This window comes from Paenibacillus sp. 32O-W (genome assembly GCF_007679495.1).
GTDB lineage: Bacteria > Bacillota > Bacilli > Paenibacillales > NBRC-103111 > Paenibacillus_L > Paenibacillus_L residui.
In genome coordinates this window covers 1-16,953 of record NZ_VEGP01000040.1, presented here as the reverse complement: position 1 = coordinate 16,953, position 16,953 = coordinate 1, and the positions used below count along the sequence as shown (strand labels likewise).

The following is a 16,953-nucleotide window of genomic DNA, read 5'->3' as shown; positions in this document are numbered from 1 at the left end:
AACCAGATGCCCGATTTTTCTACCTTAATTACGTATGTGATTGTTGTTATAGGTCTATTTTTGATTCCAGGCCCGGCCGTTCTTCTTACAATTACCCGTACCGTTCAGAACGGGCGCAAAGGAGGCATTATGGCAGGGCTTGGCATCGCAACCGGGGATTTTCTTCACACGTTATTTGCCGCTGTGGGGCTTTCCGCCATACTGATGACTTCGGCTCTCGCTTTCAATGTCGTCAAATATGCGGGGGTAGCGTACTTGTTATATCTAGGGATTTGCGAAATGATAAGGAAGCCCTCCGAACCGCAGCTTCCAAAGGTTGAGTCGGCAGGAGCCTTAAAGTCATATGTATCGGCAACTTTGGCAGAGGTTCTTAATCCGAAGACGGCGCTGTTCTTTCTAGCGTTCCTGCCTCAATTTGTTCATCATGAACGAGGTGAAGCCGTAATGCAGTTTTTGATACTTGGATTCATCTTCGTCATACTAAGTATATTGTATACAACTACAATTGTATTAAGTGTCTCTACGCTTGGTAAAATGGTTAAACGGACGGCATGGATAAACCGTTTAAGCCGTTGGAGCGGCAAGCTCGTCGGAACGATCTATATCGGGTTGGGCTTGAAGGTTGCGTTCCAAAGACAGTAATGACGAGAATGGTCTGCAGCTCTTCCGGTTGGTACTTCGAATATAGCTCAAGCATGGCATCGTTCAGCGGCGCAACCGTTCACCTCTAACCATAATCAGGGCTATCGCCATTTCGGCCGATAGCCTTATTGGCATTGCCCTTCTTGCGACCATCATTGACGAATTCCGTCTGACTGCCGCACCCTACAGAGCCATCTTGCTGCCGTGAACCTTCCCCAAGCTCTCTATCCTTGCTCCCCTTGAATGTCCTGGCATTTCAGCAATTGCTTGTAGCTCTTGTTCCATTCTATCATGCACTCGATGATCGGGATTAACTGCCGGCCATGCGGGGTCAAGGAATATTCCACCTTCGCGGGAAACACAGGATAGACCTCGCGGTGTACCAGAAGATCATCCTCCAGCTCCCGTAACTGGGTGGTCAGCGTTTTTTGCGTGATGGGCTGCAGCATTTTCTTGAGCTCGCAAAAGCGGATGGTGTCGTTGCGCAAATGCCACAAAATCATTGCCTTCCATTTCCCGCTTATAATCGAAAAGTCAAAATCCTTTTGACATATTGACATTTTTCTGGCCGGGTCCATAGTTTATCCTCCTCCTGTAGTATCCTTTTGCATACCTGGTATCCTAAATGTGCGCTATTCCCAAGTTTACTTATAGGAATTATAATAAAATTAATGTTCAGAAAAATCAAACCGGAATTGAGGTGAAGACCCATTTGCTCCAGAAATTTGATGTCATCATTGTAGGGGCGGGCTCCTTCGGCATGAGCACGGGCTATCAGTTGGCCAAGCGGGGAGTCTCTGTACTGCTGATCGATGCGCACGATCCGCCTCACAGCTATGGGAGCCACCATGGAACGACGCGCATAGTGAGGGGAGCCTATACGATGGGTGAAAGCTACGTAAAGCTTGCCCTGCGTTCGATAGAGCTGTGGAAGAAGCTGGAGCGGGAAGCGGCGGAGGTGCCGGGGACTTTAGGCCATGACCATGCCACTCTCTATGATCCTATTGGTGTAATCAGCATCGGTCCGCGCGGGTCCCGCTTTATCCAGAGCAAAACAGAGAGCTGCATAGCTTTCGGTATACCGTATGAAGCGCTCAATGCACAGCAAATCCAGGAGCGCTGGCCGGGATTTTCCGTGCCTTCTCATATGGAAGGCCTTTATGAGCCGGAGGGCGGCATTCTGTACAGCGAACAGATTATTGCAAGCTATAGAGCGTTGGCCGTTCATTATGGAGCGAAGCTGCTGCCCAACACCAAGGTGCTGCAACTGGTCTCGGAAGCCGGGGAGCCCTTAGTGGTTACAGAGCGCGGCAGCTTCACCGCAGGCAGCGTCCTCGTCAGCGCAGGTGCGTGGTCGGCACGGGTGCTGCCGGAGCTGCACAACATCATTAAGCCGTACCGCAAACCCATTGCCTGGTTCAAAGCACCGAAGGAACGATACGGGAGAGGTCGGCTCCCCGCTTTTATTTTCAATAACGGGGGGGCTGAAGAATACTTTGGTTTCCCGGCGCTTGACGAATCGGGTTTGAAAATAGGCCGGCATGATGGCGGATATCCCGCTTTGCCGGGTCAGCCCGTACCGCCTTTCGGGGCATATGAGGAGGATGAGGCAGAGCTTCGGCATGCGTTGAATCTATTTTTGCCGGAGGCCGGAGAGCTGCTGGCCGGACAGACCTGCTTGTACGAAAATGCTCCCGGTGAAGAGTTTATTATTGATGAGCTGCCGGGCAGAAGCCGTGTCTGGTTTGCGGGAGGAGGCTCCGGCCATGGCTTTAAATTCGCCAGCGGCATAGGAGAAGCGTTAAGCGTTGCAATGCTGAAAGGAAAGGAACACTACCCTCTCGATTGGGACGCTTTTACATTAAAAGGAGTGAATCTATAATGGCAGTGTCAAAATCCGGATCTTCTTTACTTCTTTCCATTATACTTGTTTGTTCTGTTCTATTTTCCGCCTGCTCCAGTTCCAAAGCCTCCGAAGGCCAGCTTGAAGTTGTGCGAATTGGTTACCAGAAAGGCAATACGCTCAACATTTTGAAGGTAAAGGGAAATCTGGATGAGCGCCTGAAGAAGCAGGGAATCAAGATTGAGTGGAACGTGTTTCCGAGCGGCGGCACGGTGCTTGAGGCGCTGGCTGCAGGCAAAATCGACTACGGCAACGCAGCGGATGGATCGGGTGTATTTGCTCAAGCGAGCGGACAAAGCTTTGTTTACGTCGGAAGCGATCTGCCAAACCCCGAAGGCATGGGCATTATGGTGCATAAGGATTCCGGTATTGCCGGCATTGGCGATCTGAAGGGGAAGAAGGTTGCCGTTGTAAAGGGCGGCAATCATCATTATTTGACTGTGCTTGCCTTGGAAAGCTCGGGGCTTCAATATGATGATGTTGAATATGTGTATGTTAAGGATGCATCGGAGGGCAGAGCGCTGTTTGAAACGAAGCAGGTGGATGCGCTGGGCTCCTGGGATCCGTTTTTTGCCACGGTGCAAATGGATTTGCAGCCTGTAACGCTTACGGATGGAAGCCATTATTCGCCAAACCGGACCTTCTATTATGCGACCAAAGAGTTTGCAGAAGCGCATCCGGAAATCGTCAAGGCGATTCTTGAGGAAACCGATGTCTCCGACCAGTGGGCCAATGAAAATAAAGGCGAGGTTGTGAAAATGCTTGCCGGGGAGCTCGGCATAGACGAGGAAAGCCTGGCTAAAATGGTAGGGCGCAGAACCTATGGCGTAGAAGCCATTAAGAAGGAAATTATTGCTCCGCAGCAGCAGTTGGCAGATACATTTCACAAAATCGGTTTGATCGAACATTCCATTGATGTAAGTTCCTATATGCCTGTCGGGAAAGAATGGGTGCCGGATTTGAAATGATGAAGAAGCGTACGATCGTTAATTTTATGCTGCCATGGCTCCTTCCTCTTCTGATTATCGTTATATGGCAGTGGACGGCCTCTATGGAAATTGTATCCGCGAAAATTTTCCCCACTCCTGTTACGATTGCTGAAACCGGCTGGAAAATGATTGCCAATGGAGTATTGGCGGAGCATATGCTGATCAGTCTGCAGCGCGCCCTGATTGGTCTGCTGATCGGGGGAGGAATAGGATTGGCGATGGGGATACTGAACGCCAGCTTTCATTTATCCTATCGCTTGTTCGATACAACTATCCAGATGGTGCGGAACATACCGCATCTTGCTTTAGTCCCGCTAGTTATTATATGGATCGGAATCGGAGAGTCTTCGAAAATCTTTCTGGTGGCGCTTGGCGTTATGTTTCCGGTTTATGTTAACACTTATCACGGGATAAGGAACGTCAGCAATGATTTGGTGGAAATGGGCAAAGTATACGGCTTGAAGCGCCGGGAAATTTTCAGGCACATTCTGCTGCCTGGCGCGCTGCCTTCCATTTTTGTCGGCCTGCGCTATGCGCTCGGTGTGATGTGGCTCACGCTCATTGTGGCAGAGACCATTGCGACCAATTCCGGCATTGGCTATTTGGCGATGAATGCCAGAGAGTTTATGCAGGCAGACATTATCATACTGAGCATCATTATATACGCATGCTTTGGTAAAATCGCAGATTTGCTGGCCAAATGGCTGGAAAAAGGGCTGCTTAAATGGAACCAGACTTATCATCCGTAAACATTGGTGGGAAAGGAGTTTCTCTATGACCCGTTCTGCGGTTATCCCGGAAGGAAAAAACGGGGTGCTTATTCAAATTAAGGCCGTAACCAAGTCATTCCAGCAGCATGACGTGCTCAAAAGGCTTGACATCACTTTATATCCCGGGCAATTCACCAGTATCATTGGAAAAAGCGGAAGCGGAAAAAGCACGCTGCTAAAGCTGATTTCCGGGCTGGATGCGCCGTCGGAAGGCGATATTCTGCTGGATGGAGAAGCGCTTAATGGCATTAGCGGCAGCACGACGATGATGTTTCAGGATTCGCGTCTGCTGCCGTGGAAAAGTGTGATAGATAACGTAGGAATCGGTCTGCAGGGCGAATGGAGACCTAAAGCACTCCATTTTCTGCAGCAGGTAGGATTAGAGAATAAAGCAGAGCAGTGGCCTTCTACGCTGTCGGGCGGCCAAAAGCAGCGGGTCGCCCTGGCACGCGCATTGGTGCGCAATCCCCGGATGCTGCTGCTCGATGAGCCGCTTGGCGCGCTGGATGCTCTTACCCGGCTTGAAATGCAGCAGCTCATCGAACGGCTGTGGCTGGAGCAGCGGTTTACCGCTCTATTGGTTACCCATGATGTCAATGAGGCCATTACTTTATCCGATCGCATTCTATTGCTTGAGGATGGAGATATTGCTCTTGACATGGACATTGATCTGCCGCGTCCCCGCTCCAGAACGGACTCTCAGGTTGGGAAGTGGGAGAGACAAATTTTGGACCGCATTATGCGGAACTCTTAATATAAAATGCAGTAAAGTTGAGGACATCAGACTATGGACCGATTAGACAATATGTTTGTGTTGAGCGCGGAACAAGAACGGCGCTTGAAGGCAATCGGCGAGCTTGCGGACGGCTTTGCAGAGGAAGCCCACCGTGTGGATGCCGAGCATGATTTTGCCTATGCGCATATCGAGGCGCTGCGCAGGCTTGGTTATTTCTCGTATACTGTACCGGCTGACGAAGGGGGAGAAGGCATCTCCTTGTATGAGTTTGTCCTGTATCAGGAGCGGCTGGCGCAGGGGGATGCCTCGATTGCTTTAGGCGTCGGCTGGCATTTGGGGGTTGTTTATGATCTGAATCATAAGAAGCAGTGGACGGAGGCTGCGTTGACCGATTTGAATGAGAAGATCGTCAAAGATCAGCACTTGGTGAATCGCGCAGCGACCGAGAAGGCTTCAGGGAGCCCGACACGCGGAGGCAAGCCGCTGACAACCGCCAAACGGCGGCAGGACGGTTCTTATGTGTTAAATGGCAGAAAAACGTTCACTACTCTTTCTCCTGTGCTGGATCATTTTATTGTTACGGCGAGTGTTGAAGAGGACACGGCCGAATTCCTCATTCCGCGAAATACGGCAGGTCTTCGCATCGAAGAAACCTGGCATACGCTAGGCATGCGCGGAACAGCCAGCCATGATCTGGTGCTGGAGGACGTTGTATTGCCCGAGTCTGCACTGGCCTGTCTGCTTCCCAAGAAATCAGCCTCGGCGGCAACGCCATATTTGCTTCATATACCTGCATGCTACCTTGGCATTGCGCTTGCCGCCAGGAAGGAAGCGATCAAATTTGCTTACAGCTATCATCCCAATTCCTTGCCCGCTCCGATTATCCATTTGCCGAATATCGTTCAGCAGCTTGGCCAAATCGAACTGGAGCTGCATGCAGCCAGACATTTTCTGTATAGTGTGGCGGCAAGATGGGATCGGCAGGTGCTGCCGCCTGAGCGGTTAAATGCAGAGCTGAATGCGGTGAAAGTGACCGCCGTTCAGACGGCCATGTCTGTCGTTGATAAAGCGATGCGCATCGCAGGCGCACATAGTCTTGCATTGGACCATCCGCTGCAGCGGTTGTACCGCGATGTACGATTTGGCTTGCATAACCCGCCTATGGAGGATGCTGTGCTTTCCATGCTCGGCAAGCTGGCCATTTCCGATTACGAGGACGCGTACGGGCGCGGCAATGCCCCCTCAACACGCTCTGAAGGAAGATAGTTCCCGGGATTTTTAAAGAAAGCGCCCGTTGACCGGACCGTGGGTTATACAGTCCGGCAGCGGGCGCTGCCATGGATAAAATGATTAAGGATAATAAGAGCGGAGCGCTTCTTTAATGCCCAGAGGATTTCTGCGAAGATCCTTCGCGCTGAAGAAGATATCCCCTTTAATCTCGGAATAGCGCTTGTTGTATTCCAACTGATTAATAATTTCCTGCGCACTCTGCCAGCCGGCTTCCTTCGTCCCCAGCTTATACGGAGAATGGCCGATGTACAGGTCCACTCCGGTTCCCTTCACCTCTTGCACCCACCAATCCACCAGCTTGTCATATCTGGCGGCCGGAAAGGAAAGGCTCCAGTACAGCTGCGGATTGATATAGTCGATCCATCCTTCCTTGATCCAGGTGCGAACATCGGCATACATACTGTCATATGCCGTCAGCGAGGCCTTCGTATCCGAACCGGTCTTGTCCGTCGACTGGTTGCGCCATACGCCGAACGGGCTGATTCCAAAGCGGACCTGAGGCTTGGCGCTGTCGATCGCTTGTCCGAGATCACGCACAAATGCATTGATATTGCTGCGTCTCCAGTCGGCCTTCGAGGCGATTTTGTCCGGATTATATGTCAGGAAAGTCTGGTCATCCGCAAATTCTGTATTGGACGGATAAAAATAATCATCCAGATGGACCCCGTCAATATTATAATGGTTTACCACTTCCATGATCGCGTCGATAATGTGTTGGCGCGCTTGCGGAATGCCCGGATTGATGTACAGCTTGCCGCCGGCATTGACGATCCAGTCCGGCTGCTGCTTCACAATATGGCTGGAGGCAAGCTGCTCGGTGTTGGTGTCAACGGCGGCGCGGAACGGATTGAACCAGGCATGAAACTCCATATTCCGCTTGTGGGTTTCCTCTATCATGAAGGATAGCGGATCATAATCGGGGGCAAGACCTTGAGTGCCCGTCAAATATTTGGACCAGGGGACAAGCTGCGATGGATACAAGGCGTCTGCGGCAGGACGAACCTGCACGAATACCGCGTTCATCCCTAACTCCTGCAGCTCGTCGAGCAGCTCGCGGAATTCCTCCATCTGCTGAACAGACTTGCCGTAAGAGGCTTGCGACGGCCAGTCGAGATTATAGACGGTTGATATCCATACTCCGCGCAGCTCGCTCTTCTCGCCCTTGCCATCGCTGTCCGGGGCTGCCTTCTCTGATCCCGGTAAGCCCTCTCCGGCCCCGGCAGCGGGGACAGGCGCTTCATTATCGCCCGTAGTCAATGTAATACGCTGATCCTGCTGGTTCCAGCCGACCTTCAGGCCGAGCTGCTCCGCGATAAAGCGAATCGGCACCATCGTATAACCGGATTTGTTTGCGACGGGAGCATCAAGCGCTGCGCTTTGCCCATTGACTATAGCATTCGACAATCCTTGCTTCATAATAATCAGCTTGCCGTCTCCTCCTCTGATCGTTGCTTGCCGCTCCTGCTGATTCCAGCTTACCTCTGCGCCCAATGCTTCGCTTATAAGGCGCAACGGCACCATCGTTACGTACACTTCGGGGACGATGTAGGGAGAGACGTCGCTCTCCAGTCTTTTACCGTCCAATACTATTTCGATTTCCCGGGCAGCGCCGGAAGCTGCGGCGGCTTCAGCGGCCGGTGTTACCCATGCAAGAAGCATAACTGCGACCATTATCCAAACGAACCGGTTCCTTCCTCCCATCCTGCTGGCTTCCTCCTGTTTTCATTTAATCTAGTAAACTTTTCCTCTAACATTAGACGCCGGAATGTAGTATTTGTTGCACATGCAGTTGATTTCGTTTGGAGAGTTGTAGAAATCTAAGTGGATTTAGCCCCCGAGGGGACTTATTGCATGGATCGGATTTGGTGGCGCAGCAGCATGGGGGGATAATCGTATTCCCGCCTAGTTGTCATTTTTGGCCTGGGAGGAGGAAGCGTCTAACTGTATTTTGTGCAGGTAGATTGAAGCGAAAGGTGCGAAGGGACTTGACTAATATAGCGGCAAAAGGTATTCCATAAAAGTGGATTTTGTAGTATCCTTGTCCATATGATCTTATGATCTCCTTATGTTTAGGATTTGGACAGGACTGTCTGTTACCCTAAGTATAAGGTTTTTTATGGGCAAAATCGACCTAAATATTACATTTTTGTCAGAATTTACTTCGCCTGATTTCATATATACTACTTGACAAATCCGAAATTTATTTACTGCAATGCTAGTGTTTTATGTAGGTAATTCAAGCGAATGGTGGAAAGTGATTAAAGTAAATGGAAAACTCATATGTTGGATAACGATTACTATTAGCAGATAAGATTACCTATTCTAATTGCATTCATTCCGCAACATTGTTTTAAAACGACAAAATTAGACGTAATTCGCTATGTACAATATAAAGCATATATTGTAATATATGGTAAATTGGTCAGCCAACTCGTCCCACTACCAAGTTACCAATTAAGTAGAATTGATTTTTTCTCTAATCTTTTTTAGTAAGGCCTTTTTGGAGAAAAGTAATTTTCACTTCGAGAGCATGTTGAGAAAAAATTAAAGAAGGGAGGGAATAAGTAAGTTTTTCACCTATAAAAAACATATACAATTTTGCTTATGTGGTTAGACACTGAAACAGTTATAATAAACATGAACTGCGAAAGATGTTGATTTGTAAAATTCCGTCAATTTGTAAAAATTAGGTAACTATTACGCGGGAGGAATATTTATGGTAATCAACAAGCAAATTAGATTTATGGTTATGATTTTTATAGTTGGAGTCATAATGGGTACACTATCATCCATAGTAATGGCTTCTTCTGCTACTAGCATAAAGAAAAGTTATTCAGTAAATGGATATCATTATTTTAATCAAGCTACAATACATGCTGAAGCTGACAATTACGTGACGGCTGTTTTATATGCTGAATCTGCTTATGAGGTGCCTGCAGGGTATATCGGCGTGAATGCTAGACTGTATAAGAATACAAGTTTATGTACGTCTACTGGCATGTCGTACAACGGGAATCCAATATACGGAATGGGGATCAGTACAGGAGGTGCCTGCGGATCCGGATCTTACAAAGCCAATGGGGTAAGTGCAGCTTGGAATGGTACATCTTATAACACTTATGACTCTTATGACACCCCATTCTTGCCTTATTGATATAGTTGTTTTTATCAATATCAATAAATTGGAGGAAATTACATGAAAAACATTTCGTTATTAATGAGAGTGATGGTCACTTGTTTCGTTTTTGTTGTTGGAATTGCCGTAGGATCATTGGCGATTCAACCCACATCTGCTGATTCTAACATCACTAAACCTGTGTTTCCAAAGAATAACAAAGGGCAGACATATGGATCCGCAGCTAATGTAAAATCTTCTGATGAAGAACCAGATTTGATAGAGGCAATTGGAATTGATGGAAATATTGGATACGTGCTGAAAAAAGACTTAGAAGAAGACATGCCAAAGTCCCCTGAGGAAGCAGTTGCCAGGACCAAGGCAAAACAATTGGCAGGAAATATTCGCTATATTCCTCTTTATGAAAGCGACGGGGAAACAGTAATTGGTAAGTTTAGAATCCAAAGTGGTGGAGAAACTTTTAAAAATTAATTTGCTGACTTACGAAAGTTAAAGCCTGCGGTATCCTCCATCATTCGGAAATGAAGCTTTTATTATCGACCAAGTCACGAAAAACATTCGGTTTTCAAAACGAAATAGTGTGGTTGCAGCCAAGCATTTAGGCTCCGAAATGCTGTGGACACCCACGGCGCGCTAAAACAAAATTTTTGTTCAGCGAAATCCACCGTTTTGGCCGTCAACTTGTTTTGCGGTGGGTTTTCGCTTGTTTCGAAACTTACGACGCAACCAACGATAAAGCTTCCGGAACCCAAGCACAATACTTAGTACCGTGGCGATCCATCGAAGCACGTCCAGTAGCGCCACAATGTGCCACCATCGGCATCATCCCATTCGGGAAGCTTTGCCGTGGTCACGATCCACCGCTATTCAAGACATTAATTTCAAAATGTAATCTACATTAATTTAGAATAGTGCCCTAGCGTGAGTTTACGAGTTATCAACAAAATTACCAGCAAAATCAGCAACATTTTTAGCAGTAAATTCAATCCAGCCTTGCTCTGTCTGAATGGAGGGGCTGGTTTTTTTTATATTCTCTGGAACAGAAATGTATTACCCTACCTAATATCCTGTTTCCGGCCGTTTTTTGGTCCGTTATAGAAATAAAAAATATTATTTTTACTGGATATTCCGAAGATGAAGGAATTTCACCTCACATTGTCGAAGTTTTATATTACCCTACCCTTACTTCGGAGGTGCGCCTTGGCTTCCATCATCAAAAAGAAAAACCAAGTGTATCGTTAAATCCGCACGCGTAAATGGCAAACCTCGTATTGTGCGTCAAAAATATTTGGGACGTGCCGAACAGATTGCCGCGGCGATGGAAGGCACCGCTGAACTCGATCAGCCCAAATTCAGTATTGTCCTCGAATTCGGCGCGGTCATGGCGCTGTACGATTTGGCCAAGTGACTCGGAGTTGTAGACCTGATCAACACCGCCTAACCGAAACGAAATCAAGGTCTCAGCATCGGTGACTACATGCTTATTACTGCCATTAACCGGGCGGTCGAGCTAACCAGCAAGCATCAGATCGCCAAATGGTTTTCGAAAACCGCCTGGACCGCGTCATCCCGGCAAAATCATCAATGCTGTTCAGCCAGCGCTTCCGGGACAATATGAACTCCCTTTCCGAGGAGGCCATTCGACAATTCGAGGATGACTTTACGCGTAAGATCGTTCAGCAATACGGACTCAGTCTCGATTGTCTGATCTACGACACGACGAATTTTTTTACGTATGTCGATACAAATTCATCAAGCACATTACCACAACGCGGCCATTAGCAAGGAAAAACGTTCCGATCTGAAAATTGTCGGGCTCGCCATGATAGTATCTCCCGACTTCAGCGTGCCGCTGTTTCACGAAACGTATGCCGGAAACGATCCGGACACCAAGCAGTTTCGTTCGGTCATCGAGCGATTGAAGCAGCGTTGTCAAACCATTTGCGAGACACCTCTCTCGCCTACGCTCGTATTTGACAAGGGAAACAATTCATCTGATCATATGAAGAAACTCCAGTCCGGCGAGATGAAGTTTCACGTCGTCGGCTCTCTCAAGCTTTCCCATTGCAAATCGCTACTCGAAGTCAGCAAAAAACAATTTGTGCCCATGACCGGAACGAAATATAAAGGGGTTACGGCCTATCGAACCACGTATGATGTATACGATCAGGACATGACGGTGCTTGTCGTGAACAATCCGGAACTCGAGGCCGGTCAGCTTCAAGGTATCGGAAAAAACATCGAACAATGCGCGGCCAAACTGCGCGATCTTCAAAACGCTTTGCAAGCACGAGAAAACGGCACTATCAAAAAGGGACGCAAGCCGACGCTCGAATCCGTGCAGCGTCAAGTGGATCAGATTATGAAAAAAGAGTTTATGAAGGAACTGTTTGACGTGCTGGTATCAAAAACGGAAACGGCGATCAGGTTGGAATTCTCGTTTCAAATGGCTCGCCTTGAATCCCTGCGGGAACGCCAATTGGGAAAGACCGTGCTATACACGGACAACCACGATTGGCCCGATGAAAAGATCATTTCGGCGTATCGTTCTCAGTATCACATTGAAGAAGCTTTCAAACAAATGAAGAACACGGATCATCTGGGCTTTCGCCCAATCTATCACTGGACGGATCAAAAAATCAAAGTCCATGCCTTTTACTGTATACTGGCTCTGCGATTGTGCTCTCTGCTTAACCGCGAGTTGCATGATCACGGATTCGATCTTAGTGTGAATCGCATGCTCGATTTGTTAGGCGACATTAAGCAAGTCATCATGGTCTATCCAAAGAAAGGCGATTCAAAGAAAGATAGGGAGTCCTTCTCGCTAAGCAAATTATGTCCCGAGGCCAAGAAGCTCATGGAAGCACTTGGTCTAGATCAGTATCGACTCGGTAGGTAATACATTTCCGATGTTCAGATGCCTTGATACGTCTGTGCTATCGGGGTTTTGCCCACTAATAAATCGTAAACACGCTAGAATAGAACAAACCCGATTAACGAGCCGCATGAGCTGTTTAAGCGGGTTTTGCGAACTTTACATGTTGTCCATTTTGTAAAATTCATAACTCATAAGGTTCTTTGGGAGTCTCGATTATTTTCTCCTCAATACCGAGTCCGACACTCAATCGCTATCTTCATATTTTCGTATTGATGAATTAGCATAGTCTGATTTTTCTTCTGAGTAAGGCATGAAATAAGCGATTCCTTGCCATCTTTATTTTTAAAAGAGATACATAGCTCCCCATAAAGACGATTTACTCTATATCCTCCTCTTGCGTATATGGTTTCGTTTAAGGACCCTTACATTCGTAACACGCTCAACAGGGATCGTTGCTTGTCCGTTTATTGTGTGATTTTGTTCTGTGGATCGACTTTGACAACCGAAACTTTATTCGGATTGATCCCGTCGGCTCCGAATACCTTTCCGTAGACACTTATGCTCCCTTGCGGAGCCTTCTCGTAATTATCCCAACGACGCCGTATATGAGAGCGAGACCTATTCCTATCAATATCAACGCAACCATGTAAGTATCATCCCCCTACAAAATTCGGCTTCCTCGCTATAGCTGATGGCTCTGATGTCTAGTAGATAGAAAAGATGTCAATACTGCCACTAACGATGGGAATGTCCAGGAACCAAGCCTTCTAATCCATTAGCTCGATAGGTCCGCATATAATTGTAAATCGTTTGCTCGGCACATCCTAAGAGTCTGCGATTTCCACATAGGTTCGGCCCTTTAAGTGCAATCAAAATAGACTGATATCGTTTAAACATTCGTAAATCCCTTAAACCGTGCATACGAGCCTTTACTTCTTGTATTGCTGGATCATCAAGGTCTTTTTGAGTGGTTTTCATACTCTGTCGGCATCCAAACAGGTAATTTTTATTACCTATAAGAATTAGACAAAAGTTGCTAAAACCTTTAATTCCAATTATATAGCTGCAAAACCCGCTAGGCCCCCTAATTCCGGAGTCCGCACCATAAAAAAATAACCATGTATACAATTCCTCTCTTTTTGGAGGTTTTTCGTAAGTTTGCGTATTCTACCGATTCTAAGGTGCCGACTTGACATGGAGCCTCTGCAGGCATGCTTATTTGCGATGGGGCGAAGTTGAAGATAGATTCGCAAGGCAGCCAGCCTATCATGCCTGCCCCTCCATGTAAAGTCTTTGGAGTCACTGCCGGTATATAAACTCGGATCATAAGGCGATATTGTATTTGGAATGGTTATCACACTGCATCACCCAGTTGGAAAACTGGATCGGAGACATATACCCCAAACTACCATGCATCCTCCGATGATTGTAAAACTCCATGTAGCGGTCGATGGCTGCATAGGCTTCTTCAAAGGTCATGAAGTCTTCTTTCGCCAACAGATCTCGCTCCAACAAACTGTGGAACGATTCAATATAAGCATTCATATTCGGTGTCTTCGGTGGAATCCGTTCATGGACTAATTGCCAGCTTTCACAAGTGTCTCCAAACAACGCACTTACGAATTGTGGCCCGTTATCCGTTCGGATTACCGGCCGAGGATCTCCAGGCTTGATCCGGCTTTCAAGAGCCCGTACTAAGGTCTGACAGACGTGTTTGGCTTCACATACCGGTCCTCTATAGTAACCAACGATGACACGATCAAATACGTCAATAATATCGCATATGAAAAAGAATCGGTCTTGGCCAGCTATATAGCCATACTTGATATCCATCTGCCACAGTTGTTTAGGTCCTGTCACGATGCGGTTTTTGGGCAATCTTCGTGGGTGCTTCGATTTTCGTTTTCGTTGTTTTTGAAGAATGCCAAGCTCACTGCATAACCGATGCGACTTTTTCTTATTGAGGACCAGTTTCTTTTGCTTTCGAAGGCATCGGGCGAGTAACTTGTAGCCATATACATGTTCCTCGCCTTCGACAAGCTCAAGCAGCCATTCTTTAATCTGTTCGTCGCTCACTTTCCGTCCATCCGTCGTAAGGGAATATCCGGGATAGGAACGACCTCTGCGGCTTGCTGTAGATGGTTTTGCTTGAGCTTCTCGTTTGAATCGATCGTAATAGGTGGATTTCGCCAGACCAAGGATTTGCAAGACATGTGTTGCTGCCTCTCCCCGCTTAATGAATTGGTCGGCTATTTCAAATTTTTCATGTAAGCGGGGTTCTTCTTTTTTAGCAGTCACGTAAAATTTCAATCTCGAGCTCCTTTTCCCCAAGAACTTTTTTTGCCTTTTCATACTTTTCTTCGATCTCTTGGAGTCGCTTGAGTTCTTGAAGTTGCTGATCAGCAGGGGGGATCTCCTGAACATCGATTTGATCCCGGTAAGTTCGAATCCAGCTACGGATTGTTTCCGGATGAAGATCATACTTTCTGGCGAGCACCCCCACCTTAATACCAGATAAAGCTTGTCGGACGACATCAAGTCGAACTTCTTCATACAATTTATTGGATCGTCTCATACTGGTCGCCTCCCTAAGAAATACAATAATATATTGTAGGGTAGGACTCCAGTTTCATTAGGGGGCCGTGGAGAAACTACATTTAAAACGGAGTATTTTTGCTGATATTCTTCTTTTTATACGAAATAGATGGAGTTTTCCATTTAATGTTAATTGCTTGCCCTAGACAAGCAAAACTAGCTGTATGAAATCCATTTAGACGTGCCGTTCCGCTTGCAAAGGCACCGGCAGAATAATGAAAATAGACGGATTGGTAAATAAGTATCGGCATAAGGGAACGCTTCCAATTATCCGTTAAGATCCTTCAGGAGCTCGTGCTGATTCCGTTTTTGGAGTGATCATTCAACGATTGACCAATGGATCGATGGAATAGAGATCGGGAATGATTACTAACGGAAATTTTGTTGACTTTTTTCTTATACGGGCTTATCGCCCTTCTTGGAAAACTGGGCAAGCCAATTCGGAAGCCGGATGCCGAAGAGATAGCAAGGCGTCGCTTATGAACGGTAAGCCGACATGCGAAAAAACCGAGGGCTCCCTCGGTCTATAGTATTCAAGGATTTTGAGCCGCAGAGTCGGCATTTCGCTAATTGTATACTATGCCGCCGTCAATCATCACCGATTGTCCGGTCATGTAATCAGAGTCCGGGGAGGCTAGATAGGAAACGAAGTTCGCCACATCTTCCGGCTCTTGAGTGCGGCCTAATGCAATATCTTCTGCAAACTTTTTGAAGGCTTCTCCTTTTTGTAGCCCCATGTATCCGACCATCGCCGCATCAATGCGATCCCACATGCCTGTTCCGACAATTCCGGGACAATAGGCGTTGACAGTGATTTTATCTTTGGCAAGCTCCTGCGCAGCCACCTGCGTCAGTGCACGAACAGCGAATTTGGAAGCCGAATAGATCCCGAGCATGGCAAAGCCCCGGTGTCCTGCAATGCTGCAGGCGTTGATTATTTTCCCGCCGGTTTCTTGTTTCTTCATTTGTTCGGCCGCCGCTTGAATGCCGTATAATACACCGAATACGTTAACTTGAAAAAGCTTTTCCAGCTTGGCCGGCTCGACATCCGTTAGCGGCGATACCTGGTCAATTCCCGCATTATTGACAAAAACATCGACTCTTCCAAAGTGATCGACTGCTGTTTTGACTAATGTTTTTTGATCTTGCTGCTTGGAAACATCGCCAACGAATGAAGCTACATTGATATTCTGTTCTTTAAATTCATTGACTGTAGCGTTAAGCACTTCTTCGTTCATATCGCTTAAGACGATTGTGAAACCATCATTTGCCAAACGTTTTGCAATACCTTTCCCGATTCCTTGCCCTGCACCCGTAATGACTGCTACTTTTTGGCTGTTCTCCATTTATCATCATCTCCTGAACCATAGTTACTTATTTCCGTCTAGAATCTGGATGGAATAAAAGTATTATGTTCCATTCACCAATCGATTAGTCGTCAATTTCTCTGGAGTGATCGACACTAAATGAGGGGGGAGCCTTAAGGCCCCCTTTCTTTAGTATGCAACTATTTGATGGAAAACATCGTCTTGAAGGTAAGGGGTGGCGGGTTTGCTTAAAGCAAGGATTCCTATATATATGAGTATGTTGCTTGTACTGATCGCATTGTTCGTTGTTGGGTGCGACGGCACAAACAACGATGAGACGAAGGGGAAGGTTATGAGTTTAACCGACGTGTTAAAAAGTGATTTTTCAAATGTAAATGAAATCGATGTACAATTCAGTGATGGAAACAAGTTTTCCGTTACTGAATCGAAAACAATCCAAGATATTGTTTCCCGGATCAAGAGCATTGAGGTTCGAGAAACAGATAGTAAAGGCGTCGGGTATTTGTATTTTTTTGATTTGAAAGACGGAAATCAAACGTATCGTTGGCGGAAAGAATTACGAATCCACTAACGATAATTCAAAAAAACTAAATGATTTTATTCTAAAATTATATAAATGGCACTTAAGATTTAGAGTTGGATACAAAGGCGATCAATTACCTTCTGAGGCGACTTGTTAATTTCGG

The 16,953-nt window shown here is 46.8% G+C and carries 16 protein-coding genes; 11 read left to right on the top strand and 5 right to left on the bottom strand.

The annotated features are described in order from the left end of the window. Positions 1–6 precede the first annotated feature (6 nt). Positions 7–642 carry a LysE family translocator gene (locus FS806_RS16000; RefSeq protein ID WP_144938557.1) on the top strand — a complete coding sequence of 212 codons (636 nt, stop codon included), beginning with the start codon at positions 7–9 and terminating at the stop codon, positions 640–642. 224 nt (positions 643–866) lie between these two features. Here FS806_RS16000 and FS806_RS15995 read toward each other — a convergent pair whose 3' ends face one another. Continuing rightward, positions 867–1,220: a winged helix-turn-helix transcriptional regulator gene (locus FS806_RS15995; RefSeq protein ID WP_144938554.1), complete on the bottom strand. Its 354-nt coding sequence runs from the start codon at positions 1,218–1,220 to the stop codon at positions 867–869. A gap of 134 nt (positions 1,221–1,354) precedes the next feature. On the opposite strand from FS806_RS15995, the gene solA reads away from it, so the two are divergent. Genes solA through FS806_RS15970 form a run of 5 tightly spaced genes read left to right on the top strand, consistent with a single transcriptional unit; the run spans position 1,355 to position 6,306 of the window. Next, complete coding sequence (gene solA, locus FS806_RS15990) at positions 1,355–2,524, top strand: N-methyl-L-tryptophan oxidase (RefSeq protein WP_186328391.1); 1,170 nt, start codon at positions 1,355–1,357, stop codon at positions 2,522–2,524. Further along, positions 2,524–3,513, top strand: coding sequence for a sulfonate ABC transporter substrate-binding protein (locus tag FS806_RS15985; RefSeq protein ID WP_144938548.1), 990 nt, complete (start codon positions 2,524–2,526; stop codon positions 3,511–3,513). The genes solA and FS806_RS15985 overlap by 1 nt, the downstream gene beginning before the upstream one ends. Next, on the top strand, positions 3,510–4,283 hold the full coding sequence (locus FS806_RS15980; RefSeq protein WP_222126682.1) for an ABC transporter permease subunit: 774 nt from the start codon (positions 3,510–3,512) through the stop codon (positions 4,281–4,283). Before FS806_RS15985 ends, FS806_RS15980 begins: the two co-directional genes overlap by 4 nt. Positions 4,284–4,308: 25 nt before the next feature. After that, entirely contained in the window at positions 4,309–5,058 is a 750-nt protein-coding gene (locus tag FS806_RS15975; RefSeq protein WP_144938545.1) for an ATP-binding cassette domain-containing protein, read from the top strand. Positions 5,059–5,091: 33 nt separating this feature from the next. After that, positions 5,092–6,306 carry an acyl-CoA dehydrogenase family protein gene (locus FS806_RS15970; RefSeq protein ID WP_144938542.1) on the top strand — a complete coding sequence of 405 codons (1,215 nt, stop codon included), beginning with the start codon at positions 5,092–5,094 and terminating at the stop codon, positions 6,304–6,306. Positions 6,307–6,390: 84 nt separating this feature from the next. On the opposite strand, the gene FS806_RS15965 is transcribed toward FS806_RS15970, so the two are convergent. Next, a complete protein-coding gene (locus tag FS806_RS15965; protein ID WP_144938539.1) occupies positions 6,391–8,031 on the bottom strand; it encodes a family 10 glycosylhydrolase in 1,641 nt (546 codons plus the stop codon). Between the two features lie 1,015 nt (positions 8,032–9,046). Between FS806_RS15965 and FS806_RS15960 the strand changes: the two genes are divergently transcribed. From FS806_RS15960 to FS806_RS15950, 4 genes are all read left to right on the top strand, one after another. After that, positions 9,047–9,484 (top strand): hypothetical protein, encoded by a 438-nt coding sequence (locus FS806_RS15960; RefSeq protein ID WP_144938536.1) that lies wholly within the window; start codon positions 9,047–9,049, stop codon positions 9,482–9,484. A 42-nt stretch (positions 9,485–9,526) separates the two neighbouring features. Then, complete coding sequence (locus tag FS806_RS15955; RefSeq protein WP_144938534.1) at positions 9,527–9,937, top strand: peptidase M56 BlaR1; 411 nt, start codon at positions 9,527–9,529, stop codon at positions 9,935–9,937. Positions 9,938–10,739: 802 nt separating this feature from the next. Then, positions 10,740–10,874 (top strand): hypothetical protein, encoded by a 135-nt coding sequence (locus FS806_RS26750; RefSeq protein WP_260982113.1) that lies wholly within the window; start codon positions 10,740–10,742, stop codon positions 10,872–10,874. 327 nt (positions 10,875–11,201) lie between these two features. After that, complete coding sequence (locus tag FS806_RS15950) at positions 11,202–12,365, top strand: IS1634 family transposase (protein ID WP_222126681.1); 1,164 nt, start codon at positions 11,202–11,204, stop codon at positions 12,363–12,365. 1,302 nt (positions 12,366–13,667) lie between these two features. On the opposite strand, the gene FS806_RS15945 is transcribed toward FS806_RS15950, so the two are convergent. The 3 genes from FS806_RS15945 to FS806_RS15940 form a co-directional block, all read right to left on the bottom strand. Next, entirely contained in the window at positions 13,668–14,654 is a 987-nt protein-coding gene (locus FS806_RS15945; protein ID WP_260982112.1) for an IS3 family transposase, read from the bottom strand. After that, positions 14,632–14,919 (bottom strand): transposase, encoded by a 288-nt coding sequence (locus FS806_RS25790; RefSeq protein WP_186328389.1) that lies wholly within the window; start codon positions 14,917–14,919, stop codon positions 14,632–14,634. Before FS806_RS25790 ends, FS806_RS15945 begins: the two co-directional genes overlap by 23 nt. A 586-nt stretch (positions 14,920–15,505) precedes the next feature. Continuing rightward, complete coding sequence (locus tag FS806_RS15940) at positions 15,506–16,285, bottom strand: acetoin reductase (RefSeq protein WP_144938528.1); 780 nt, start codon at positions 16,283–16,285, stop codon at positions 15,506–15,508. A gap of 232 nt (positions 16,286–16,517) precedes the next feature. Here FS806_RS15940 and FS806_RS15935 point away from each other — a divergent pair, with 232 nt between their 5' ends. Then, complete coding sequence (locus tag FS806_RS15935) at positions 16,518–16,838, top strand: hypothetical protein (RefSeq protein WP_144938525.1); 321 nt, start codon at positions 16,518–16,520, stop codon at positions 16,836–16,838. Positions 16,839–16,953 lie beyond the last annotated feature (115 nt).